Genomic DNA, 22,519 nt, shown 5'->3' on the forward strand with positions numbered 1-22,519 from the left:
ACATGCCCGCCCGCGAAATCACCATCATCAACAAGCTGGGCCTGCACGCCCGAGCGGCCGCCAAGTTCGTCGGCGTGGCAGGGCGCTTTCCTTGCCAGGTGAGGGTCGGCCGGGCGCCAGACAAGCTGGTCGATGGCAAAAGCATCATGGCGGTGATGATGCTCGCAGCGGGCAAGGGTACCCAGGTGCACCTGTTCACCGAGGGCGAGCAGGAAGACGAGGCACTCCAGGCCGTGATGGATTTGATCAACAACTACTTCGACGAAGGCGAATAACGCCCCGCCGCTGCCAGGCCCAGCGCTGCCGCAGCGCTGGACCCGCAAGCGGTCACGACATGGCCGTGTCCATCACCATCATCAGGCAGAAGCCCACGCACAGCCCCAGGCTTGCCAGGCGATAGTTGCCGTTGCTGCGTGATTCCGGAATGATCTCCTGCGTCACCACCAGCAACATCGCCCCCGCCGCGCAAGCCAGGCCCAGCGGTAGAAGCAGTTCGGCAACATTCACCAGCCACGCGCAGATCACTGCTGCCAGCGGCTCGACCAGGCCCGAGGCCGCGCCGATCAAGAAAGCCTTGAAGCGCGACATCCCCGCCCCAGCCAGCACCAATGCGATCACCAGACCTTCCGGCACATCCTGCAGGGCGATGCCCATGGCCAGGCTGTCGGCGTCCGGCATGCCGCCACCGGCCGATACGCCAATGGCCATCCCTTCAGGGATGTTATGGGCAATGATGGCAATCACGAACAGCCAGATCCGCGCCGCGATAACCGGCTGATTGCCGTTACCGACCAAGGCTTCGGGTGAAGCACCCGAGACCTTGAGGTCGACCAGAAACAGGCAAAGCGCACCGAACAGCAGACCGAAACTGATCAACCCACCGGCGCCCCAGGGGCTGAAACCGATCGACTGTGCAGCGGCCAGACCCGGCATGATCAGCGAGAACGCAGTCGCTGCCAACATCACCCCGGCGCCGAAACCGAGCAAGGTGTCAGCCACCGCCACCGGCATATTACGGATCACCAACACCGGCACCGCGCCCAGCGCAGTACCCAGAGCGCACAGTGCACCACCCTCCAGAGCCCGCAGCATGCGCGGCTCCAGGCCCAGCCAATCGATCCCGCGCGCAACCAGCAGCGCAGTCCCGACCAGCAACAGCACAGTCCCCAGCGCCAGCCGAAACAAGCGCACACTGCTGACAGACATCACCTGCGAGCGCATACCGGCTAGGCTCACTTCAAGGCTTGCTGATAGCGGCGTTCCACTTCGGCCCAATCGACCACGTTGTAAAACGCGCCGATGTATTCAGGCCGGCGGTTCTGGTACTTCAGGTAATAGGCGTGCTCCCACACGTCCAGGCCGAGGATCGGCGTGTTGCCGTGCATCAACGGGCTGTCCTGGTTACCGCTGCTCTCGACCACCAGCTGCTTGGTCGGGGTCACGCTGAGCCAGGCCCAGCCACTGCCGAAGCGGCTCAGCGCAGCCTTGGTGAAGGCGTCCTTGAAGGCATCAAAGCCACCTAGTTGCTGCTCGATGGCCTTGGCCACCTCGCCTTGCGGGACGCCGCCGCCATTTGGCGCCATGACAGTCCAGAACAAGGTGTGGTTGGCATGCCCGCCACCCTGGTTGATCACTGCGGCCTGCAGCTTTTCAGGCAACTGCTTGACCGCGCCAACCAGTTTTTCCACCGGCCACTCAGCCCACTCGGTGCCCTCGATGGCCGCGTTGAGGTTGTTGATGTAGGTCTGGTGATGCTTGCTGTGATGGATTTCCATGGTCTGGGCGTCGATGTGCGGCTCCAGCGCATCGTAGGCGTACGGCAGTGCAGGCAAGGTATGCGGCATGTCAGTGGATTCCGTAATTATGTGAGTGAGGTGCAACGTCCGGCGCAGCAATCAACTCGCTCGCCGCGCCAGCCTGGCGGTTGAGCAAGCGCGCGGTGCGCGGGTACTGGCCGTACTCGGCAATGAAATTGAGCAGCTCGGTGTAGGTACGTGCGCTGTGGCGCAGTGCCGCCTCGCGTAGCGGCTGCCGCAGGCGTGGCTCGTGGCTGGCCTGCAGCAGGCGCTGGTGCGCAGCGCAGAGGTAATCCGCGCTTTCGTGGGGTTGGTTCAGGCGCAGGTGCAGATCGGCCAGGTTGTGATGGGCGATGACCAGTGCGGCAACCGCCTCGTCAACGTCATGCCAGCGCTCGAGCAGCACCTGGGCCAGGGCCAGCGCTTGCAGGTAATGCTCCCGTGCTTCGACCCAGTCGCCTTGGGCAAACAGCCGGTTGGCGAGGTCGGTGGTGCGTTTCCAGTGCTGCATGACGTGCCTCCTGGACGGTCAGATACCGCCAGCGGTGAGTTTTTCCGGGTCAAGCAAGGCTTCGAGCTGGTCACGCGAGAGGTCGGTGTGCTCCAACGCCACGTCGATGATCGGCCGGCCTTGCTTGTAGGCGGTCTTGGCGATCTCGGCGGCCTTCAGGTAGCCGATGATCGGGTTCAGCGCGGTGACCAGAATCGGGTTACGCGCCAAGGCTTCCTTGAGCTTGCTTTCATTGACCTTGAACGTGGCGATGGCCTTGTCGGCCAGCAAACGGCTGGCGTTGGCCATCAGCTCGATGCTCTCCAGCAGGTTGCGGGCGATTACCGGCAGCATCACGTTGAGTTCGAAGTTGCCCGACTGACCGGCCACGGCAATCGTGGCGTCGTTGCCGATGACCTGAGCAGCCACCATGGCGGTCGCCTCGGGAATCACCGGGTTGACCTTGCCCGGCATGATCGAAGAGCCAGGCTGCAGCGCCTCCAGTTCGATCTCGCCAAGGCCGGCCAGCGGGCCGGAGTTCATCCAGCGCAGGTCGTTGGCAATCTTGGTCAGGGCCACGGCGGTGGTTTTCAGCTGGCCGGACAGTGCCACGGCAGTGTCCTGCGAACCGATCAGGGCGAACAGGTTGTCACCGGGGGTGAATTCGATCGCGGTCAGGCCGCTCAGCTGGCGGGCGAAACCGGCGGCGAACTGCGGGTGAGCGTTGATCCCGGTACCCACCGCAGTGCCGCCCTGGGCCAGCGCCTGCAGGCTCGGCAGGGTCGCTTCAAGATGGCTCAAGGCAGCGCGGATCTGTGCCGCCCAGCCAGCCAATACCTGGCTCATGCGCACCGGCATGGCGTCCATCAAGTGGGTGCGGCCGGTCTTGACGTATTGATGCACCTCGACGGCCTTGGTATCGATCACCTGGACCAGGTGGCGCAGCGCCGGCAGCAACTGCTCGTGCATGGCCAGCGCAGCGCTGACATGAATGGTAGTGGGGATGATGTCGTTGCTGCTCTGGCCACAGTTGACGTGGTCATTAGCGTTGACTGGCTCGCCCCGAACGCGGCTGGCCAAGGTGGCAATCACCTCGTTGGCGTTCATGTTCGAGCTGGTACCAGAACCGGTCTGATAAACGTCGACCGGGAAGTGCTGGATGAAATCCTCGGCCAGCAACTGCTCGACCGCCTGGACGATGGCCTGGCCCTGCGCCGGGGAGATCTGCTCGAGTTCGACGTTGGCCTTGGCCGCTGCCGCCTTGGCCAGCAACAGTGCACGGATGAACTGCACCGGCATGCGCTGGCCGCTGATCGGGAAGTTATCGACCGCGCGCTGGGTCTGGGCGCCATACAGGGCCTGGGCCGGCACCTGCAGCTCACCCATGCTGTCACGCTCGATACGGGTATTACTCATGGTCAATTCCTTGCAACAGTTCGTCGGGGGAAATCGAAGGCAGCAGCACGCAATTGGCGAGCTGCATGGCATAGGGCTGCCAGCGCTGGTTCTGCTCGAGGCGGTCGAGGCTGCGCAGGTCCAGCAGCGGCCGCCAGGCCTGGTCCAGGCATTGCGCGCGCCAGTGCCAGGGCAACATGCGGTCGCTGGCGGTATCCAGCAGCAGGCGCAGGGAAGTCAGGGCGACGGTCCATGGCGAGGTCGCGGTGCAGCACACCAGGTAGCGACCTTCGGCCAGGTAATGTTCGATCAAGCGCGGCTCGTCAGGGTCGAGCGCGCAGCGAATGCGCCGGCTCAGCCAGCGCCAGTTTTCCAGGTAGGGCAACTCATGGAGGACAGTATTCATGAATATCATCACTGCTGGATGGTGTAATGATATTCATTATTAAGTGATAAATAGAATCACTTCAACCCCGCACGCAAAAACAAAAGACCCGGCGCGATGGCCGGGTCCGGAGTGTGCAGCTGAGACAATGGGGGTTTTAGCTGCCCGCGACCGTCATACGCTCGATCAGCACAGAGCCGCTGTGGATATTGCTGCGGGTTTCCAGATCGCTGCCAATCGCCACAATCTGCTGGAACATGTCCTTCATATTGCCGGCAATGGTCACTTCCTGCACAGCGAACTGAATCTCGCCGTTCTCGACCCAGTAGCCCGCTGCGCCACGCGAGTAATCACCCGTGACCATGTTCAGACCATGCCCCATCAGCTCGGTGACCAACAGGCCACGGCCCATGCGCCGAATCAACGCAGCTTGATCTTCGACGCCATGGGTGACGAACAGGTTATGCACGCCGCCCGAGTTGGCGGTGCTTGGCAAGCCCAGCTTGCGCCCGGAATAGGTACCGAGCAGGTACGACATCAACTCGCCGTTTTCGACGAACGGCTTGGCGTAGGTGGCCAGGCCATCGCCGTCGAACCCTGCGCTACCCAGTGCCCGCGGCAGGTGCGGGCGCTCATCGAGGGTCAGCCAGCTGGGGAACAGACGCTGCCCCAGCGCGCCTTCGAGGAACGACGACTTGCGGTACAGGTTGCCGCCCGAGATCGCCCCAAGGAAGCTGCCGAACAGGCCACCGGCAAGCTCGGCAGAGAACAGCACCGGCACTTCGCAGGTCGGCACCGGGCGCGCACCCAGGCGGCTCGCAGCACGTTGTGCTGCACGCAGGCCGATGCTGCGCGGGTCGGCCAGCAGTTCGCCCTGGCGGTTGACGTCATACCAGTAGTCGCGCTGCATCTGCCCGTCGGCTTCGGCAATCATCACGCAGCTGAGGCTGTGCCGGGTCGAGGCGTAGCCGCCGATAAAGCCGTGGCTGTTGCCATATACACGGCAGCCCTGGTGGGTGTTGAGGGTGGTGCCGTCGGCATTCTTGATGCGCGGATCGGCATCAAACGCAGCCGCCTCACAGGCCAACGCCTGTTCGATGGCCTGTTCGGGGCTGATGTCCCAGTCGTGGTACAGGTCCAGCTCGGGGATATCGCGGGCCATCAAGGCGGCATCGGCCAGCCCGGCGCATTCGTCTTCCGAAGTGTGCTTGGCAATCGCCAGGGCTGCAGCAACGGTTTCGCGAATGGCCTCCGGGCCGCTGGCCGAGGTACTCGCCGAGCCCTTGCGCTGGCCGACATAGAGGGTGATGCCAAAGCCCTGGTCACGGTTGAACTCGACCGTTTCGACCTCGCGCTGACGCACCGTGGTCGACAAGCCCTGCTCCAGCGACACCGCCACCTCACAGGCGCTGGCACCCTGGCGGCGCGCTTCGGCAACGATCGCCTCGACTTGCTCCTGCAAGGCCGGCAGGTCCTTCGGGCCTATGCTCTGGACTGCACTCATGGTCTTCTCCACTCAAATTCTGCTTACGGCTAGGGTCATTCTACGACCGGGCCGGACAATTGGCCCCCGACTGGTTATCATGGCGGCGATTTCTAGCGGACGGCCACCATGGTTGATTCATACGACGACGCCTTCGATGGCGAAAAAAGCAAAACCCAGATCAAGCGCGAGCTACATGCACTGGTTGAACTCGGCGAGCGCCTGACCACGCTCAAGCCTGACACCCTGGCGCGCCTGCCCTTGACCGACCCATTGCGCAAGGCCTTGGCCGATGCCAGCAAGCACACCGCGCACATCGCCCGCAAACGCCATATGTCGTTTGTCGGCAAGCTGATGCGCGACCAGGACACCGACGCCATTCTTGCGGTGATCGAGCAGCTCGACAGCTCTACCCGCCAGTACAACGAACGCTTTCACGGCCTTGAGCGCTGGCGCGATCGGCTGGTCGACGGCAACGACGAGGACCTTGAGCGGTTTGTTCAGGAGTACCCTGAAACCGACCGTCAGCAACTGCGCTCGTTGATCCGCCATGCCCAGCACGAAAAAGCCCGGGACAAGCCGCCGGCAGCTGCGCGCAAGGTGTTCAAGTACATCCGCGAACTTGACGAAGCTCAGCGCGGCCTGCGCTAGGTAATGCCCCGTGCGCGGCAAGCCCGCCCCCACCGCAGTGGAGGCGCGCTCGCTGCGCACTACGATCATCCGCCGGTACCGCCGACGGTGATCGCATCCAGCTTCAGGGTCGGTTGGCCAACGCCTACCGGTACCGACTGACCATCCTTGCCACAGGTACCGACGCCGCTGTCCAGCGCGAGGTCGTTACCGACCATCGACACCCGGCTCATCGCCTCCGGCCCATTGCCAATCAACGTCGCACCCTTGACCGGCGCGGTGATCTTGCCGTCTTCGATCAGGTACGCCTCACTGGTGGAGAAGACGAACTTGCCGCTGGTGATATCGACCTGGCCACCGCCCAGATTGGCGCAGTAGATGCCCTTCTTGACCGACGCGATGATCTCTTCAGGGTCGCTCTCGCCTGCGCGCATGTAGGTGTTGGTCATGCGCGGCATCGGCAGGTGCGCGTAGGATTCGCGGCGGCCGTTGCCGGTCACTGCCATGCCCATCAGGCGCGCGTTGAGCTTGTCCTGCATGTAGCCTTTGAGAATGCCGTTCTCGATCAGCGTGGTGCACTCGGTTGGCGTGCCTTCGTCGTCGACGCTGAGCGAGCCGCGACGATCCTGCAGCGTACCGTCATCGACGATGGTGCACAGGCTGGAGGCAACCTTCTGGCCGATCTGCCCGCTGTAGGCAGAGCTGCCCTTGCGGTTGAAATCGCCTTCCAGGCCATGGCCCACCGCCTCGTGCAGGAGCACGCCGGACCAGCCCGGACCGAGTACTACCGGCAGGGTGCCAGCCGGCGCCGGCTTTGCTTCGAGGTTGACCAGCGCCTGGCGCAGGGCTTCCCGGGCATAACCCATGACCCGCTCCTCGGTGAAGAAGCGATAGTCGGTACGCCCACCACCGCCCTGCCCGCCACGTTCACGGCGGCCGTCCTTCTCGACGATCACACTGACATTGAAGCGCACCAGCGGACGCACATCGGCAGCCAGGCTGCCATCTGCCGCAGCCACCAGAATCCGCTCCCAGACCCCGGCCATGCTCACGCTGACCTGCTGGATGCGCGGGTCAAGCGCCCGCGTGGCGACATCGACGCGCTTGAGCAGCTCGACCTTGTCGGCACGGCTGAGCACATCCAGCGGGTTGTTCGGGGTGTACAGCTGAGTCACATCCTGGCTGCGAAACGCCTGCACGGTGCCGTTCTGGCCGGCACGCGAGATAGAGCGAGCGGCGCGCGCGGCCGAGGTCAGGGCCTCAAGATTGATCGCATTGCTGTAGGCGAAACCGGTTTTCTCGCCAGACAGGGCACGTACGCCAACGCCTTGGTCGAGGTTGAAGCTGCCTTCTTTGACGATGCCGTCTTCCAGCGCCCAGGTTTCAGAAATCTGGCCCTGGAAGTACAGATCGGCAGCATCGATGCCGGGCCCGGCCAACTCGCCCAGTACAGCCTGCAGGCTGTCCAGGGTCAGTCCGCCCGGGGCAAGCAGCTGGTCGCTGACGGTGGTTAACATCTGGCTCATAGTCACTCCGAGGTGTGCGCAGGCCGCAAGGCGTCCTGCGAGAAAAAGCGCCGGTGCGTGATCACCGGCATCCGCGCCCGGATGGACGCTTGTTGATCAATGTCGCGCTCGGCCAGCAGCACCGCTTCACCGCGTGCCTGCTGGGCGATGATCCGCCCCCAGGGGTCGACGATCGCCGCCTGACCGTGGGTTTCGCGGGGGCCGGGGTGGGTTCCGCCCTGGGCCGCCGCCAACAGATAGCATTGGGTTTCGATGGCCCGGGCGCGAATCAGTACCTCCCAATGCGCCGCCCCGGTCACCGCAGTAAATGCTGCAGGGGCCGTGATCAGTTCTGCGCCGGCTGCCCTCAGTGCACTGTACAGCTCAGGGAAGCGCAGGTCATAGCAGACCGACAGGCCCAACTTACCCAGCGGCGTGTCGGCCACCACCACCTGGCTGCCGTGGGCATAGTCATCCGATTCACGGTAACGACCGCGGTTGTCGGCCACATCGACATCGAACAAGTGCAGCTTGTCGTAGCGTGCGACCACCTCACCGTGCTCGTCGATCAGCAGCGAACAGGCATGCGCCTTGGCGTCCGGCTGGCCGAGCGGCGGCAACGGCAAGGTGCCGGCAACTATCCATAACTTGAGGGCGCGCGCGGTGCGTTTCAACCATGGCAGGATCGGCCCGTCGCCACGCGCCTCGGCCAGGCCGATCGCAGCGGCATCGCGCCGGCCCATGGCGGCGAAGTTTTCCGGCAGCACCGCCAGCCGCGCACCGGCGGCAGCGGCCTGCTCGAGCAATGCACCGGCCCGCTGCAGGTTGGCCAGCACATCATCCTGGCTGACCATCTGAATCACCGCTGCTTTCATCGGCACTCCTAGCGAGACTTTTCGAAAGGTTTCACAAAGGTGATCTTAGGCTCTTTCCACGAGCCCTCGACGCGATAGTGCACGCTGGCAAAGCGCGAAATCCGATCGCCGATCAGTTGATCGACCAGGAACAGCGCACCACCAATCGCCGGCGCGCCGACGATCAACGCCGCCAACGGCAGGTTGTTGGTGACCGGCAGGGTGACCTGAAGGTTGGCAGCGATGCGATCACGCACCATGTCCATGGTGCCATCGAGCTCGAAGTTGCTGGACGGCCCGGTGACGGTGATCGGCTCACGGGTCACGTAAACGCCTTGACTGGCGACCAGCAGGCCTTTGACCCGGTCATAGCCGAGGCCCTTCTCGAACAGGTCGGAGAAGTCCAGACGCAGGCGCCGGCCGATCGAGTTGAAGTTGAGCAGGCCGAACACGCGCAACGCCTGGGCGCCGCCCTCGACCTCGACGAACTGACCACTGCGCAACGACGCATCGAGGCTGCCGGAGAAGCGCTTGGTGTCGATCCAGGCCGGCGAGCCAGGCCAGCGGCCATCGACATCCAGATGGAAGTCGCGGCTGGTTACCGTTGGCGCAAAGCCAAAGCCCTGCAGCACATCGGCCAGGTTCTTGCCATCCAGGCGGCCCTTGTACCAGCTCGCAGTGCTGCCCGGCAGACCTTCCCAGGCACCATTGCCATTGATGCGCAGGCCTTTGATCAGCAGGTCGACGCCATTGAAAGACACGCCGCGCGCGGTCGGTCGCAATTTCAGCGCTACCGAACCGAACAGGTCATCACCGCGATACAGCTTGTCGATGTTCAGGTCCAGTGCAGGCACCTTGCGCGGGTCGAAACTGGCCAGCGGGTCGGGGGCATTGTCGTCCTGTGCTTGCGCTGGATCGGCCGGCGGCAGCCGCAGGCTCTGCAGCTTGACCACCATGGGCTGCGCTTTGGCATCCGGAATGCGGGCGTTGCCGATCACCTCGCGGCTGTCCAGGCGCAGGTCCCAGGCGCTGGCGACACGAGCCAGGCGGACCACGGCCTGGTTCAGCTGGGTGCCAAAAGCTTGTATCTGGCCGATGCTCAGATCGACGCTTTGCAGGGTCTGCCGAGCGCTGCCACCGGGGTCATCACCAGCCAGGCGCTGTGCCTGCTGCTGCCACGTTTCCAGATCGAGCGTGTCGAGCCGGCCACGCACACGCAGGCCCTTGCCACCTGGCAGTTGCGGCTCGCCCGCGCCCAGCAGCAGCTCGCCGCGGCCCTGGTCAAGCTTGTCGCCGGGCGCCGCGTAGGCGAAGCGTGTGCTGTCACCATAACGAGCATCGAAGCGTCGCTCGTTACCTTGCAGGGTCATGCTGAAGCGGCTGTCACGGGTCTCCTGGGCAGCCTTGGCAAAAGGCGCCGGCAAGTCGATGCTGAGGCCTTTAAGCGAAGAATCGACGGTCAGGCGATTGTCCCGGCTGCCGAGGCTGAGCTGCAACTGGTAAGGAATCTCGCCACTGGCAGGCAAGGCCTGCTTGACCTGCAGCCAGTCGGTCAAGGTCTTCAACGCGACCTGGCCGGAGGCCTCGATGCGGGTCTGCATCTGACCGGGCTGGCCCTCGGCGACGATTTGCGCAGTGACCGGTTTGCCAAAGGCCTGCAGGCTGATGTTGTTGCCGCTCAGGCCCTTGTCCAGGTCAAAGGTGAAATCGCCCTTGAGCTTGCTCAGTTGCAGCTCCGGCGGCGCGACCTTGAGGCGCGCATCAGCGGTGCTGAAGTCCACCTTGACCTTGGGTAGCTTGCCGTGTGCCATGGGGATATCGAGGTTGAGCTTGCCCTTGAGCGGGCCTTCACCTTCCCAGCCAGCGAAAATATCAGCAGTGCCGATCGGCGCCTCCTGAAGGATCTTCAGGCCATCGCTGAGCGGGCCGGCGAAGTTGCCGGTCAGGTACAGATGGCTGTCCTGGCCCGCGTCGACGTGCGGGATGTTCACCGTGACATCGCTGACCTTGGTGTCGAGCAACAGGCCATGCCGGGCCTTGATGCGCACGCCGCTGTCTTCGATCAGCACATCGCCGGCCACCTGTTGCACCTGGGGCCAGCCGGGCTGGAAGTCCAGCGCCGCGTCACGCACCTTGAAGAACAGGCTGATGCTGCGCGCTTCGGGGGTGGCGTCGTGGTTCAGCGAGCCCTGATACTGGAAGTAGCCTTCATCCACCGTGCCCTTGACGATGGCACTGCGCAGCCATTCATCAAGGGCCGGGCTAAGGACTTCGGGCAGGTATTTGGCGGTGTAGCGACCATCGCCTTCGGTCAGGCCGACGCGCAGGTCCATGTAGTCTTCGCGGCCTTCTTCGAACAACAGGCGAATGAGGAAGTCGCCGGCGATCTTGCCTTCTTCGCCAAGTACCTTGAGGTACGGTGCGATCAGGGTGAAGCCCTCCTGGTCCAGGCGCCAGGTGAGCAAGGCATTGGCTTTCTGGTAATGCCAGGGTTTGGCGAAGATCGGGTACAGATGCAGCATGAACGCATCGGTATTCAGGCGCAGTTCGCCATGACCGAGGTCGCCGCTGATGCTGCCGCTGACGTTGCCCGCCGCTGGCGCACCGTGGTAGGCGTTGAAGCCGATGCGGTCCAGGTTGGCGGCAAACTGCAGGCGCTGATCACCTTCGCCCTTGGGCCGGATATCCAGCGTCACATTATGCAGCGCACCGGTCACCTTGAGCCCGTCGACCACCGCCATGAGGTTGTCCGGCAACGGCGCCAGGGCATTGATCAAGGGGGTCAGAGGGGTCAGGTCGAGGGTGTCGGCTTGAACCTGCCAGGACTCTTCGGCGGGCGTCGGCGCGCTGTGCTGTCGGGCTTGCAGGTGGGTTTCCCAACGCTGCTTGCCGATGCTGGCCGCCAGCGAGTCGAGCACCAGTTGGTAACCGTCCTCGCCACGCTGCAGCCAGGCGGACAAGGCAAGGTCATCCAGGCTCACGGGCTTGCGGCTGCTGTAGGCGCCGCGCAGGTGCGGCGCGTTGAGGCGCACGCTCGCGTACTGCAACTGGCCCTTGCGCACACCTACCCAGAATTCGCCGCCCGCGCGCAGCGCTTCGGCGCGCCACTGGCCAAGCAGCTTGGGTGGCAGCCAGCGCGACCAGTCGCTTTGCGGCAGGCTCAGGTAGCCGTCCAGGGAGCCATCGCGCCAGTTATCAGCCGTGGCACGGCTACGCAGATTGAGCGCCAGTGGCTGGCCATCGGGCAGGGTAGCCCGTGCATCCAGCGCCTGGCGCGAGGCGCCGGCCTGCAAGCCAGCGCTAACGTAAGTGAGGGTCAGTGGATCGCGCTGCCAGGGGTGCAGTGTGACCTGGCTGTCGAATACGTCGATCCGCCCCAGCTGCTGCAAGCGCTGCAGCAATTGCGCCGGGTCGAGCGGGGTGTCGTCTTGCTTGGGCAGGCCTTCCAGCGCCCAGGCGCCCTGCTCGTCCTCGCGCAGAATCAACTGCAGGCCGCCTAGCTGGATGCGCGCCAGGCGCACTTCGCGAGCCTTGAGGCTGGCCCACAGATCAGGCACGGCCTTGACGTCATCCAGGCGCAGCGCATCGGCGCCCTCGCCCAGCTGCAGATCACGCACACGCAACACCGGTGCCAGGCCGCTCCAGCGGCCTTCCAGTGCGCCGATATGTACCGGCATGCCGAGCGCCTGCTCAGCCTTGCTCTCGACGTCGGCGCGATACTCTGCCACCAGCGGCACCAGTTGCCGGCCGATGCTCACATACAGCGCCACCAGCACCGCCAGCAAGGCACACAAGCCCAGCCCCCAACGGGTCAAGGCGCTCAGAACGCGGGTCAGACGTTCCATGGCCATGGCCCTCCAAAACGTGCCTTAACTATGGCTGCAAGCGCGACTTTCGCCAACCGGCGATGGTTTTCAGGACGCGTCAGAGGAGCACCACATCGTATTGTTCCTGGGAATACATGGTTTCGACCTGGAAGCGGATGGTGCGGCCGATGAAAGCTTCCAGCTCGGCAACGTTGCCGGACTCTTCATCGAGCAGCCGATCGACCACCTTCTGGTTGGCCAGTACACGGTAGCCTTCGGCCTGATAAGCCCGCGCCTCCCTGAGGATCTCGCGGAAGATTTCGTAGCAGATGGTTTCGGCGGTTTTCAGCTTGCCCCGCCCCTGGCAGCCCGCGCACGGCTCGCACAACACTTGCTCAAGGCTCTCGCGGGTGCGCTTGCGGGTCATCTGCACCAGGCCCAGCTCCGTGATGCCGATGATGTTGGTCTTGGCGTGATCGCGCTCGAGCTGCTTCTCCAGGGTACGCAGCACCTGGCGCTGGTGCTCCTGATCTTCCATGTCGATGAAGTCGATGATGATGATCCCGCCGATGTTGCGCAGGCGCAGCTGGCGGGCGATCGCCGTGGCCGCCTCAAGGTTGGTCTTGAAGATGGTTTCTTCGAGGTTGCGATGGCCGACGAAGGCGCCGGTATTGACGTCGATGGTGGTCATCGCCTCGGCTGGATCGACCACAAGGTAGCCACCGGACTTGAGTGGCACCTTGCGCTCGAGCGCACGCTGGATTTCGTCTTCGACACCATACAGGTCGAAGATCGGCCGCTCGCCTGGATAATGCTCGAGGCGGTCGGCAATCTCCGGCATCAGTTCACCGACGAACTGCGTGGTCTTCTGGAAGGTTTCCCGCGAGTCGATGCGGATTTTCTCGATCTTGTGGTTGACTAGGTCACGCAAGGTCCGCAGGGCCAGGCCGAGGTCTTCGTAGATGACCGTGGGTGCGCCGCAGGTCTGGATCTGGCTGGCGATCTGCTCCCACAGCCGGCGCAGGTAGCGGATGTCCTGGAGAATGTCGTCCTGGCGCGCGCCTTCGGCAGCGGTACGCAGGATGAAGCCGCCAGCGTCCTTGACGTTTTCCTGCTCAATGCAGCTGTTGACCACCTGCTTGAGGCGCTCGCGTTCGGCTTCGTCCTCGATCTTCAGCGAAATCCCGACGTGACTGCTGCGCGGCATGTACACCAGGTAGCGCGACGGAATCGACAGCTGAGTAGTCAGTCGCGCGCCCTTGGTGCCGATCGGATCCTTGGTGACCTGCACCACCAGTGACTGGCCTTCATGCACCAGCGCAGTGATGGTCTCGACCGCCGAGCCTTCGCGCTGGGAAATCTCCGAGGCATGAATGAACGCCGCGCGGTCCAAACCGATATCGACGAAGGCCGCCTGCATGCCCGGCAGAACCCGCACCACCTTGCCTTTGTAGATATTGCCGACGATGCCGCGGCGCAGGGTGCGTTCGACATGCACCTCCTGCAGAACACCGTTTTCAACCACTGCCACGCGCGATTCCATCGGCGTGATGTTGATCAGGATCTCTTCACTCATGGCAGGTTCTCATCAAAGGTCTGGGGTAATGATGGATCGCTGACCGATCCCTGGCTAGCGCTGCGTTCAACCCTCTGCCTGAGCTGCTGGCAGTTGCCAGCAGGGGATGCCGAACTGGCCGAGCAAGTCGGCGGTTTCGCTGAGCGGCAGCCCGACCACGGCCGAATAGCTGCCGCTCAGTGCGGTGACAAAAATCGCGGCCAAACCCTGGATGGCATAGCCGCCGGCTTTGTCCAGCGGCTCGCCGCTGGCCCAGTAGCGGCTGGCCTCGTCAGGGCTGATCGAGCGAAAACGTACGGTGCTGGCGACGCACAGGCTGCGGACCTGCTGGCCATCATTCAGAGCAACTGCAGTAAGTACCTGATGCTCGCGCCCGGCCAGCTCAGCGAGCATGGCCAGGCCGTGCTCGCGGCCTTCCGGCTTGCCGAGGATGCGCCCATCAAGCACCACCGCAGTATCGGCGCCAAGTACCACACCAGCACCCGTGATATGGGCCAGTCCGGCAGCTGCCTTGGCGCGAGCCAGGCGCTCGACATACGCCTGGGCGTTTTCCTCGGCCAGCGGGATTTCATCGATGGGTGCGCTGACGGTGGTGAACGGCACGCCAATCTGGGTCAACAGTTCACGTCGACGCGGCGAGCCAGAGGCGAGATAGAGTGGCTTCATGTGGACATATCCCTGTCAGGCGCGGCAATGCCGGTCAGTTGATGTGCAGGCGGCGGCGCAGGTCGCGCAGGGCAAAGCTGATCCAAGGCCAGAGCAGCGCACTGATGACTGCCGACCACACCAGCGCGAGAGTCGGCAGGCGATTGCCGGTCAGGGCACTGAGCCACAACTGGATCAACTGGGCGATGCCGAAGATCACCAGGATAACCAGGCTCTGCTGCCACAGCGGGAACATGCGCAGGCGCTGCTGCAACGACAGCACCAGGAAAGCGATCAGCGTCAGTATCAGCGCGTTCTGCCCCAGCAAGGTGCCGTACAGCACATCCTCTGCCAGGCCCAGCACGAAGGCGGTGGTCATGCCGACCTTGTTCGGTACGTTGAGTACCCAGAATGACACCAGCAGGGCCAGCCACATCGGCCGGAACACTTCCATGAACTGCGGCATCGGCGAAACGCTGAGCAACAGGCCGATGACGAAACTGAGCCAGATGACCCAACCGTTTCTACTGCGCGAACTGGCCATCATTGCCTCCGCGGATGGCTGGGCGACGCAGCAGGCGTCGCGGCCGGATTGACGGGTGCCGCTGGGGTTGCCGCAGGGGCAGTAGCCGGGGTGGCGGGCGCAGTGCCTGCCGGCGCGCTGGCAGCAGGTGTGGCTTGCTCGGTAGCAGCTGCGGCTGGCGGCTGCGCCGTGCCCTGCCGATCAGCTTCTTCCTGGGCCATGGCCGCCTCGGTAGCACGCTGCTCCGGGGTGCGGCGGTCGCTGAACACCAGCAGCATGTAGCGGCTGCGATTGAGGGCAGCAGTAGGAATGGCACGCACGATCGCAAACGGCTGACCGGAGTCGTGGATCACTTCGTTGACCGTGGCCACCGGGTAACCGGCCGGGAAGCGCTGGCCCATGCCCGAACTCACCAGCAAGTCGCCCTCTTTGACATCGGCAGTGTCGGCGACATGGCGCAGCTCAAGCCGCTCCGGGTTACCGGTACCGCTGGCGATGGCGCGCAAGCCGTTGCGGTTGACCTGCACCGGAATGCTGTGGGTGGAGTCGGTGAGCAGCAGTACCCGTGAGGTGTAAGGCATCAGCTCGACCACCTGGCCCATCAGGCCGCGGGCATCGAGCACCGGCTGGCCGAGGAAGACGCCGTCGCGCTCGCCCTTGTTGATCAGGATACGGTGGGTGAACGGGTTGGGGTCGACGCCGATCAGCTCGGCCACTTCAACCTTCTCGTTGACCAGCGCCGACGAGTTGAGCAACTCGCGCAGGCGCACGTTCTGCTCGGTCAGGGCCGCCAGCTTCTGCAGGCGCCCCTGCAACAGCAGGGCTTCGGTCTTGAGTTTTTCGTTCTCGGCGGCCAGCTCTGTGCGGCTGCCGAACTGGCTGGCGACACCCTGGAATACGCGCTGCGGGAGGTCTGTGAGCCAATACGACTCCATCAGCACCAGGCCCATCTGACTACGCACTGGCTTGAGCAGGGCGAAGCGCGAGTCGACCACCATCAGGGCAACCGAGAGCACTACCAGTACCAGCAGACGAACGCCCAGCGAAGGGCCCTTGGAGAAAAGCGGTTTAATGGGCCGTTCCTCGTGGACGACGATTCAGGGGGTGACTGGGCATGAAGCGGAGCACCGGCCTGCTGCGAATTGACGGAAACAGCGCCCCACGGACGCCAACCCAGCGCATACAGGTAGCACTGCGGGTGCTACCTGTAAACCAGGCGATCATTACCGGACGTTGAACAGCGCCGTGAATCACTCGCTCGAGAGCAGGTCCATGGCGTGTTTGTCCATCATTTCCAGCGCACGACCACCACCACGAGCCACGCAGGTCAGCGGGTCTTCGGCGACGATCACCGGCAGGCCGGTTTCCTGTGCCAGCAGCTTGTCGAGGTCGCGCAGCAGCGCGCCACCACCGGTCAGGACCAGACCGCGCTCGGCGATGTCCGAGGCCAGTTCAGGCGGCGACTGCTCAAGGGCGCTCTTGACCGCCTGGACGATGGTCGCCAGAGACTCCTGCAGCGCTTCGAGCACTTCGTTGGAGTTCAGGGTGAAGGCACGCGGCACGCCTTCGGCCAGGTTACGGCCACGTACGTCGACTTCACGTACTTCACCACCTGGGTAGGCGGTGCCGATTTCCTGCTTGATGCGCTCGGCGGTGGATTCACCGATCAAGCTGCCGTAGTTGCGGCGCACGTAGGTAACGATGGCTTCGTCGAAGCGATCGCCGCCAACCCGTACCGATTCGGCATAGACCACACCGTTGAGCGAGATCAGCGCGATTTCAGTGGTACCACCACCGATATCGACGACCATCGAGCCACGCGCTTCTTCGACCGGCAGGCCGGCACCGATGGCCGCAGCCATTGGCTCTTCGATCAGAAACACTTCACGAGCACCGGCGCCCAGCGCCGACTCACGGATGGCGCGGCGCTCGACCTGGGTCGATTTGCACGGCACGCAGATCAGCACACGCGGGCTGGGCTGCAGGAAGCTGTTTTCGTGAACCTTGTTGATGAAGTACTGCAACATTTTTTCACAAACGCTGAAGTCGGCGATGACGCCGTCTTTCATCGGACGAATGGCTGCAATGTTGCCGGGCGTACGGCCCAGCATACGTTTGGCTTCAGTCCCGACGGCGACGACGCTTTTCTGGTTGCCGTGGGTACGGATGGCAACAACCGAGGGCTCATTCAGGACGATACCGCGCTCACGCACGTAAATAAGGGTGTTGGCAGTACCCAGGTCGATAGACAGATCGCTGGAAAACATGCCACGCAGTTTCTTGAACATGGGAAAGTGACCCTGGGGAAAGCGTGGGTAAAAAAGTGCGGCAAACTCTAACAATGGCAGGGATTTTGGGCAAGGAGCCAATATGTTAAATTGGCAGTTTTTCCGAGCAAGCCTGCAGATGATCGCGGCTGTATGACCGCCAAAATGCCGGCATGTTCCTCATCGCGGAACTAATTCCGTTTGGTTTTTCTGGAGATTCCCCATGGCGCTGCAACGCTCCGACGTGGAAAAGATCGCTCATCTGGCCCGACTGGGGCTGAATGAAGGCGAACTGCCGCGCATCACCGATGCCTTGAACAGCATCCTCGGGTTGGTCGACCAGATGCAAGCAGTCGACACCAGCGGTATCGAACCGCTCGCCCACCCCCTGGAGGCCAGCCAACGTCTGCGCCCTGACCAGGTTACCGAAAGCAACCAGCGCGACGCCTATCAAGCCATCGCCCCGTCGACCGAGAACGGTCTGTACCTGGTTCCAAAAGTCATCGAGTAAGGGAAAGCACCTGCCATGCATCAATTGACCCTGGCCGAGATCGCCCGCGGACTCGCCGACAAGTCGTTTTCATCCGAAGAGCTGACCCAGAGCCTGCTGGGCCGGATCAAGCAACTCGACCCGCAACTGAACAGCTTCATCAGCGTCACCGAAGAACGCGCGCTGGACCAGGCACGCGCTGCCGACGCCCGTCGCGCCGCTGGCGAGACCGGCCCCCTGCTGGGTGCGCCGATCGCCCACAAGGATCTGTTCTGCACCCAGGGCGTGCGCACAAGCTGCGGCTCGAAGATGCTCGACAACTTCACCGCGCCGTATGACGCCACCGTGGTCAGCAAGCTGGCCGAGGCCGGCATGGTCACCCTGGGCAAGACCAACATGGACGAATTTGCCATGGGTTCGGCCAACGAATCCAGCCACTACGGCCCGGTGAAGAACCCGTGGAACCTCGAGCACGTGCCGGGCGGTTCGTCCGGTGGTTCGGCGGCAGCCGTGGCGGCACGCCTGCTGCCGGTGGCAACCGGCACCGATACCGGCGGCTCGATCCGCCAGCCGGCGGCGCTGACCAACCTGACTGGCCTGAAGCCGACCTACGGTCGCGTTTCGCGCTGGGGCATGATCGCCTATGCATCGAGCCTCGATCAGGGCGGCCCGATGGCCCGCACTGCCGAAGACTGCGCCCTGCTCCTACAAGGCATGGCCGGCTTCGACGCCAAGGACTCGACCTGCATCGACGAGCCAGTGCCTGATTACAGCGCCAACCTCAACGCGCCGCTGCAAGGCCTGCGCATTGGCTTGCCCAAGGAATACTTCGGTGCCGGCCTCGATTCGCGCATCGCCGACCTGGTGCATGCCAGCGTCAAGGAGCTGGAGCAGCTCGGCGCGGTGGTCAAGCAGATCAGCCTGCCGAACATGCAGCACGCCATCCCGGCGTACTACGTGATCGCGCCGGCCGAAGCCTCGTCCAACCTGTCGCGCTTTGATGGCGTGCGCTTTGGCTATCGCTGCGAAGATCCGAAGGATCTGACCGACCTCTACAAGCGCTCGCGCGGTGAAGGTTTCGGCGTTGAAGTACAGCGCCGGATCATGGTTGGCGCCTACGCGCTGTCGGCTGGTTACTACGACGCCTACTACCTGCAGGCGCAGAAGATCCGCCGCCTGATCAAGAACGACTTCATGGCAGCCTTCGAAGACGTCGACCTGATTCTCGGCCCAACCACGCCCAACCCGGCCTGGAAGCTTGGCGCCAAGAGCAACGACCCGGTCGCCGCCTACCTCGAAGACGTCTACACGATTACCGCCAACCTGGCCGGCCTGCCTGGCCTGTCGATGCCGGCTGGTTTCGTTGACGGCCTGCCCGTCGGCGTGCAACTGCTGGCGCCGTACTTCCAGGAAGGCCGCCTGCTCAACGTCGCGCACCGTTACCAGCAAGTCACCGACTGGCACACCCGCGCCCCTACCGGCTTCTGAGGAATTCACACATGCAATGGGAAGTTGTGATCGGGCTGGAGATTCATACCCAGCTCGCCACCCAGTCGAAGATTTTCTCCGGCAGCGCTACCACCTTCGGCTCCGAGCCGAACACCCAGGCCAGCCTGATCGACCTGGGCATGCCTGGCGTACTGCCGGTGCTCAACCAGGAAGCCGTGCGCATGGCGTGCATGTTCGGCCTGGCCATCGAAGCCGAGATCGGCCCGCGCAACGTCTTCGCGCGCAAGAACTACTTCTACCCTGACCTGCCCAAGGGCTATCAGATCAGCCAGATGGACCTGCCGATCGTCGGCAAGGGCCACCTCGACATCGCCCTCGAAGACGGCACCATCAAGCGCGTCGGCATCACCCGTGCGCACCTTGAAGAAGACGCCGGCAAAAGCCTGCACGAAGACTTCAACGGCGCCAGCGGCATCGACCTCAACCGTGCCGGCACGCCGCTGCTGGAGATCGTCTCCGAACCGGACATGCGCAGCGCCAAGGAAGCCGTGGCCTACGTCAAGGCGATCCACGCGCTGGTGCGTTACCTGGGCATCTGCGACGGCAACATGGCCGAAGGTTCGCTGCGCTGCGACTGCAACGTGTCGATCCGGCCGAAGGGCCAGGTCGAGTTCGGCACTCGCTGTGAGATCAAGAACGTCAACTCGTTCCGCTTCATCGAGCGCGCCATCAACAGCGAAATCCAGCGCCAGATCGAGCTGATCGAAGACGGCGGCCGGGTCATCCAGGAAACTCGCCTGTACGACCCGAACAAGGACGAGACCCGCTCCATGCGCAGCAAGGAGGAAGCCAACGACTACCGTTACTTCCCCGACCCTGACCTGCTGCCGGTGGTGATCGAGAGCAGCCTGCTCGAGAGCATCCGCGCCAGCCTGCCAGAGCTGCCACCGCAAAAGGTCGAACGCTTCCAGAGCCAGTACGGCCTGTCGGCCTACGACGCCAACGTGCTGGCCGCCAGCCGCGAACAGGCCGACTACTTCGAGGCCGTGGTGCGCATTGGTGGCGATGCCAAGCTCGCCGCCAACTGGGTCATGGTCGAGCTGGGCAGCCTGCTCAACAAGCTCGGTGTCGAGATCGACCAGGCGCCGGTCAGCGCCGAGCAACTGGGCGGCATGCTCCTGCGCATTCGGGACAACACCATCAGCGGCAAGATTGCCAAGACCGTGTTCGAAGCAATGGCCGCAGGCGAAGGCGACGCTGACAGCATCATCGACAGCAAGGGCCTCAAGCAGGTCACCGACAGCGGTGCAATCGAGACCATGCTCGACGAAATGCTGGCAGCCAATGCCGAGCAGGTCGAACAGTACCGCGCCGCCGATGAAGCCAAGCGCGGTAAGATGTTCGGCTTCTTTGTCGGCCAGGCGATGAAAGCCTCGAAAGGCAAGGCCAACCCGGGGCAGGTGAACCAACTGCTCAAGGCCAAGCTCGAAGGCTAGGCCCGATTGCCAAGGTGCGACTGAGCATCTGGGCCGCGCTGCGGCCTTCGCGGCGGTCCGGCGTCCCGGCAAGCCCGCTCCCACAGGGTTCTGCGCGATCCTTGTGGGAGCGGGCTTGCCGGGACGCCGGACCGCCGCGAAGGCCGCAGCGCGGCCCCAGCGCAGTCGATACCTGTCTGAAGCCCATCCCCTCAAAGGAGCACCGCCAGCGATGCGGCATACCCTTGGCGCACTTGCGCTTTTCTCCCTGCTGGCCGGCTGCGCCAGTCACGATATCGACCCTAGCGGTTACGACAAGACCGGCACCGCGTCCTATTACGGTTCGCGCCACCATGGCAAACGCACCGCCAGTGGCGAGCCATTCAACCAGCACGGCCTTACCGCCGCCCACCGCAGCCTCGCCTTTGGCAGCCGGGTGCTGGTCACCAATCTGGCCAACCAGCGCAGTGTCGTGGTGCGCATCAATGACCGCGGACCGCACAGCCGTGGCCGTTTGATCGATCTGTCCCGCGCGGCCGCAGAAAAAATCGGCATGATCCGTAGCGGAACCGCGCGCGTGCGGGTACAAGGTCTGAGCGACTGAGCCAACGGGAGCCCGACCATTTTCGACCTCGCCACCCTACCCACCTTCAGCCTGCTGCAACTGGCTGTGGGCCTTGTCCTGCTGGTGCTCGGCGCCGAACTGCTGGTGCGCGCCGCCCTGCGCCTGGCCACGCGCCTGCATGTGCGGCCGCTGATCATCGGTTTGAGCCTGGTTGCCTTCGGCAGTACCGCACCGCAATTGACCGTCAGCCTGCAAGCGGCCTATCAAGGCGCGCCTGACGTCGCTGTCGGCAGCGTGATCGGCAGCAACATCTTCAATGTGCTGGTGATTCTCGGCCTCACCGCGCTGATCATCCCGCTGCGCGTGTCGCGCCAACTGGTGCGCCTGGACATCCCGTTGATGGTCGCCGCCAGCGCCTTGGTCTATCTGCTCGCGGCCAACGGCCAGCTGGGCCGCTTCGAAGGTGCGCTGCTGTTGCTTGGGCTGCTCGGCTATCTGTTGATCCTCTGGCATCAGTCCCGCCATTACGGGCGTACTTATCCGGCACCGAATGCCCTGGAGGTCAGCCGCCTGCGCTTTTGGAGCGGTGCTGTGGGGCAGATCGCGTTGGGCCTGGTATTGCTCAGCGCTGGCGGTCATCTGCTGCTGGAGGCAGCCGTGGAAGTCGCCACTGACCTGGGCCTGTCGGAACGGATCATTGGCCTGACCGTGGTCGCTGTCTGCACCTCGTTGCCGGAGCTTGCTGCTGCGCTGGTTGCCGCGCTGCGCGGGGAGCGCGAAGTGGCGGTGGGTACGGTGATTGGCAGCAACCTGTTCAACTTGCTGGCAGTGCTGGGTGCGACCGCGCTGGTCACCCCTGCCCCGCTGTCGATCTCACCGAATGCGCTGGCCTTTGACTTGCCGGTAATGCTCGGCGTCGCGTGCCTGAGCCTGCCGGTATTTTACTCCGGCTACCGCGTCACCCGCGCCGAAGGGCTGGTGTTTCTTTGCCTGTATCTGGCCTACGGCCTGCATGTGGTCACCTTCACCACTGGCATGCCGTTGGCGGGCAAGCTGGAGAAGCTGATGCTGTTCTACGTGCTGCCGCTGCTCGCCCTGACCCTGCTCTACACCACCGTGCGTGCGTGGCGGCGCCAGCATTGAGGTCTGCGCACGTCTAGCCGCGCAGGCCTCGCAGCAAACACC

The 22,519-nt window shown here is 63.8% G+C and carries 21 protein-coding genes; 7 read left to right on the forward strand and 14 right to left on the reverse strand.

What is annotated here, in order from left to right:
- Nucleotides 1-2 precede the first annotated feature (2 nt).
- The gene (locus tag ACQZ2L_RS18915) at nt 3-275 is read left to right on the forward strand and encodes an HPr family phosphocarrier protein (protein WP_430327361.1); all 273 of its coding nucleotides are present in this window, start codon (nt 3-5) and stop codon (nt 273-275) included.
- Between the two features lie 52 nt (nt 276-327).
- Here ACQZ2L_RS18915 and ACQZ2L_RS18920 read toward each other — a convergent pair whose 3' ends face one another.
- The 6 genes from ACQZ2L_RS18920 to pmbA all read right to left on the reverse strand — a co-directional run bounded on the left by ACQZ2L_RS18920 (nt 328) and on the right by pmbA (nt 5,570).
- Nucleotides 328-1,221 carry a ZIP family metal transporter gene (locus ACQZ2L_RS18920; RefSeq protein ID WP_430327381.1) on the reverse strand — a complete coding sequence of 298 codons (894 nt, stop codon included), beginning with the start codon at nt 1,219-1,221 and terminating at the stop codon, nt 328-330.
- 11 nt (nt 1,222-1,232) lie between these two features.
- A complete protein-coding gene (locus ACQZ2L_RS18925) occupies nt 1,233-1,844 on the reverse strand; it encodes a superoxide dismutase (RefSeq protein ID WP_430327362.1) in 612 nt (203 codons plus the stop codon).
- A 1-nt stretch (nt 1,845) separates the two neighbouring features.
- Nucleotides 1,846-2,307 carry a DUF2753 family protein gene (locus tag ACQZ2L_RS18930; protein ID WP_430327363.1) on the reverse strand — a complete coding sequence of 154 codons (462 nt, stop codon included), beginning with the start codon at nt 2,305-2,307 and terminating at the stop codon, nt 1,846-1,848.
- Between the two features lie 18 nt (nt 2,308-2,325).
- The gene (locus ACQZ2L_RS18935; RefSeq protein ID WP_430327364.1) at nt 2,326-3,702 is read right to left on the reverse strand and encodes a class II fumarate hydratase; all 1,377 of its coding nucleotides are present in this window, start codon (nt 3,700-3,702) and stop codon (nt 2,326-2,328) included.
- Nucleotides 3,695-4,096 carry a FagA protein gene (locus ACQZ2L_RS18940; protein WP_178080747.1) on the reverse strand — a complete coding sequence of 134 codons (402 nt, stop codon included), beginning with the start codon at nt 4,094-4,096 and terminating at the stop codon, nt 3,695-3,697. The genes ACQZ2L_RS18935 and ACQZ2L_RS18940 overlap by 8 nt, the downstream gene beginning before the upstream one ends.
- Nucleotides 4,097-4,223: 127 nt before the next feature.
- Complete coding sequence (gene pmbA / locus ACQZ2L_RS18945; protein WP_430327365.1) at nt 4,224-5,570, reverse strand: metalloprotease PmbA; 1,347 nt, start codon at nt 5,568-5,570, stop codon at nt 4,224-4,226.
- Between the two features lie 108 nt (nt 5,571-5,678).
- Here pmbA and yjgA point away from each other — a divergent pair, with 108 nt between their 5' ends.
- On the forward strand, nt 5,679-6,200 hold the full coding sequence (gene yjgA / locus ACQZ2L_RS18950; protein ID WP_101316835.1) for a ribosome biogenesis factor YjgA: 522 nt from the start codon (nt 5,679-5,681) through the stop codon (nt 6,198-6,200).
- A 65-nt stretch (nt 6,201-6,265) separates the two neighbouring features.
- On the opposite strand, the gene tldD is transcribed toward yjgA, so the two are convergent.
- From tldD to mreB, 8 genes are all read right to left on the reverse strand, one after another.
- A complete protein-coding gene (gene tldD, locus ACQZ2L_RS18955; RefSeq protein ID WP_101316834.1) occupies nt 6,266-7,705 on the reverse strand; it encodes a metalloprotease TldD in 1,440 nt (479 codons plus the stop codon).
- A 2-nt stretch (nt 7,706-7,707) separates the two neighbouring features.
- Nucleotides 7,708-8,559, reverse strand: a complete 852-nt coding sequence (locus ACQZ2L_RS18960) for a carbon-nitrogen hydrolase family protein (protein WP_430327366.1) — start codon at nt 8,557-8,559, stop codon at nt 7,708-7,710.
- An 8-nt stretch (nt 8,560-8,567) separates the two neighbouring features.
- Entirely contained in the window at nt 8,568-12,389 is a 3,822-nt protein-coding gene (locus tag ACQZ2L_RS18965) for a YhdP family protein (protein ID WP_430327367.1), read from the reverse strand.
- Nucleotides 12,390-12,462: 73 nt separating this feature from the next.
- Nucleotides 12,463-13,920, reverse strand: coding sequence for a ribonuclease G (gene rng, locus ACQZ2L_RS18970; RefSeq protein ID WP_101316828.1), 1,458 nt, complete (start codon nt 13,918-13,920; stop codon nt 12,463-12,465).
- Between the two features lie 66 nt (nt 13,921-13,986).
- Complete coding sequence (locus ACQZ2L_RS18975; protein ID WP_430327368.1) at nt 13,987-14,586, reverse strand: Maf family protein; 600 nt, start codon at nt 14,584-14,586, stop codon at nt 13,987-13,989.
- Between the two features lie 34 nt (nt 14,587-14,620).
- Nucleotides 14,621-15,109, reverse strand: coding sequence for a rod shape-determining protein MreD (gene mreD, locus ACQZ2L_RS18980; protein ID WP_430327369.1), 489 nt, complete (start codon nt 15,107-15,109; stop codon nt 14,621-14,623).
- Complete coding sequence (mreC, locus tag ACQZ2L_RS18985; RefSeq protein WP_430327382.1) at nt 15,109-16,131, reverse strand: rod shape-determining protein MreC; 1,023 nt, start codon at nt 16,129-16,131, stop codon at nt 15,109-15,111. The genes mreD and mreC overlap by 1 nt, the downstream gene beginning before the upstream one ends.
- Nucleotides 16,132-16,338: 207 nt before the next feature.
- Nucleotides 16,339-17,376 carry a rod shape-determining protein MreB gene (mreB, locus tag ACQZ2L_RS18990; RefSeq protein ID WP_003255163.1) on the reverse strand — a complete coding sequence of 346 codons (1,038 nt, stop codon included), beginning with the start codon at nt 17,374-17,376 and terminating at the stop codon, nt 16,339-16,341.
- A 202-nt stretch (nt 17,377-17,578) separates the two neighbouring features.
- Between mreB and gatC the strand changes: the two genes are divergently transcribed.
- From gatC to ACQZ2L_RS19015, 5 genes are all read left to right on the forward strand, one after another.
- A complete protein-coding gene (gatC, locus tag ACQZ2L_RS18995; protein WP_101316820.1) occupies nt 17,579-17,866 on the forward strand; it encodes an Asp-tRNA(Asn)/Glu-tRNA(Gln) amidotransferase subunit GatC in 288 nt (95 codons plus the stop codon).
- Nucleotides 17,867-17,881: 15 nt separating this feature from the next.
- Nucleotides 17,882-19,333, forward strand: a complete 1,452-nt coding sequence (gatA, locus tag ACQZ2L_RS19000) for an Asp-tRNA(Asn)/Glu-tRNA(Gln) amidotransferase subunit GatA (RefSeq protein WP_430327370.1) — start codon at nt 17,882-17,884, stop codon at nt 19,331-19,333.
- A gap of 11 nt (nt 19,334-19,344) precedes the next feature.
- A complete protein-coding gene (gene gatB, locus ACQZ2L_RS19005; RefSeq protein WP_103436164.1) occupies nt 19,345-20,790 on the forward strand; it encodes an Asp-tRNA(Asn)/Glu-tRNA(Gln) amidotransferase subunit GatB in 1,446 nt (481 codons plus the stop codon).
- Nucleotides 20,791-21,001: 211 nt separating this feature from the next.
- Entirely contained in the window at nt 21,002-21,373 is a 372-nt protein-coding gene (locus ACQZ2L_RS19010; RefSeq protein ID WP_101316814.1) for a septal ring lytic transglycosylase RlpA family protein, read from the forward strand.
- Nucleotides 21,374-21,433: 60 nt separating this feature from the next.
- Complete coding sequence (locus ACQZ2L_RS19015) at nt 21,434-22,477, forward strand: calcium/sodium antiporter (RefSeq protein WP_430327383.1); 1,044 nt, start codon at nt 21,434-21,436, stop codon at nt 22,475-22,477.
- Nucleotides 22,478-22,519 lie beyond the last annotated feature (42 nt).

The sequence above is a fragment of the Pseudomonas shirazensis genome (assembly GCF_050496565.1).
Taxonomy (GTDB): Bacteria; Pseudomonadota; Gammaproteobacteria; order Pseudomonadales; family Pseudomonadaceae; genus Aquipseudomonas; species Aquipseudomonas shirazensis_A.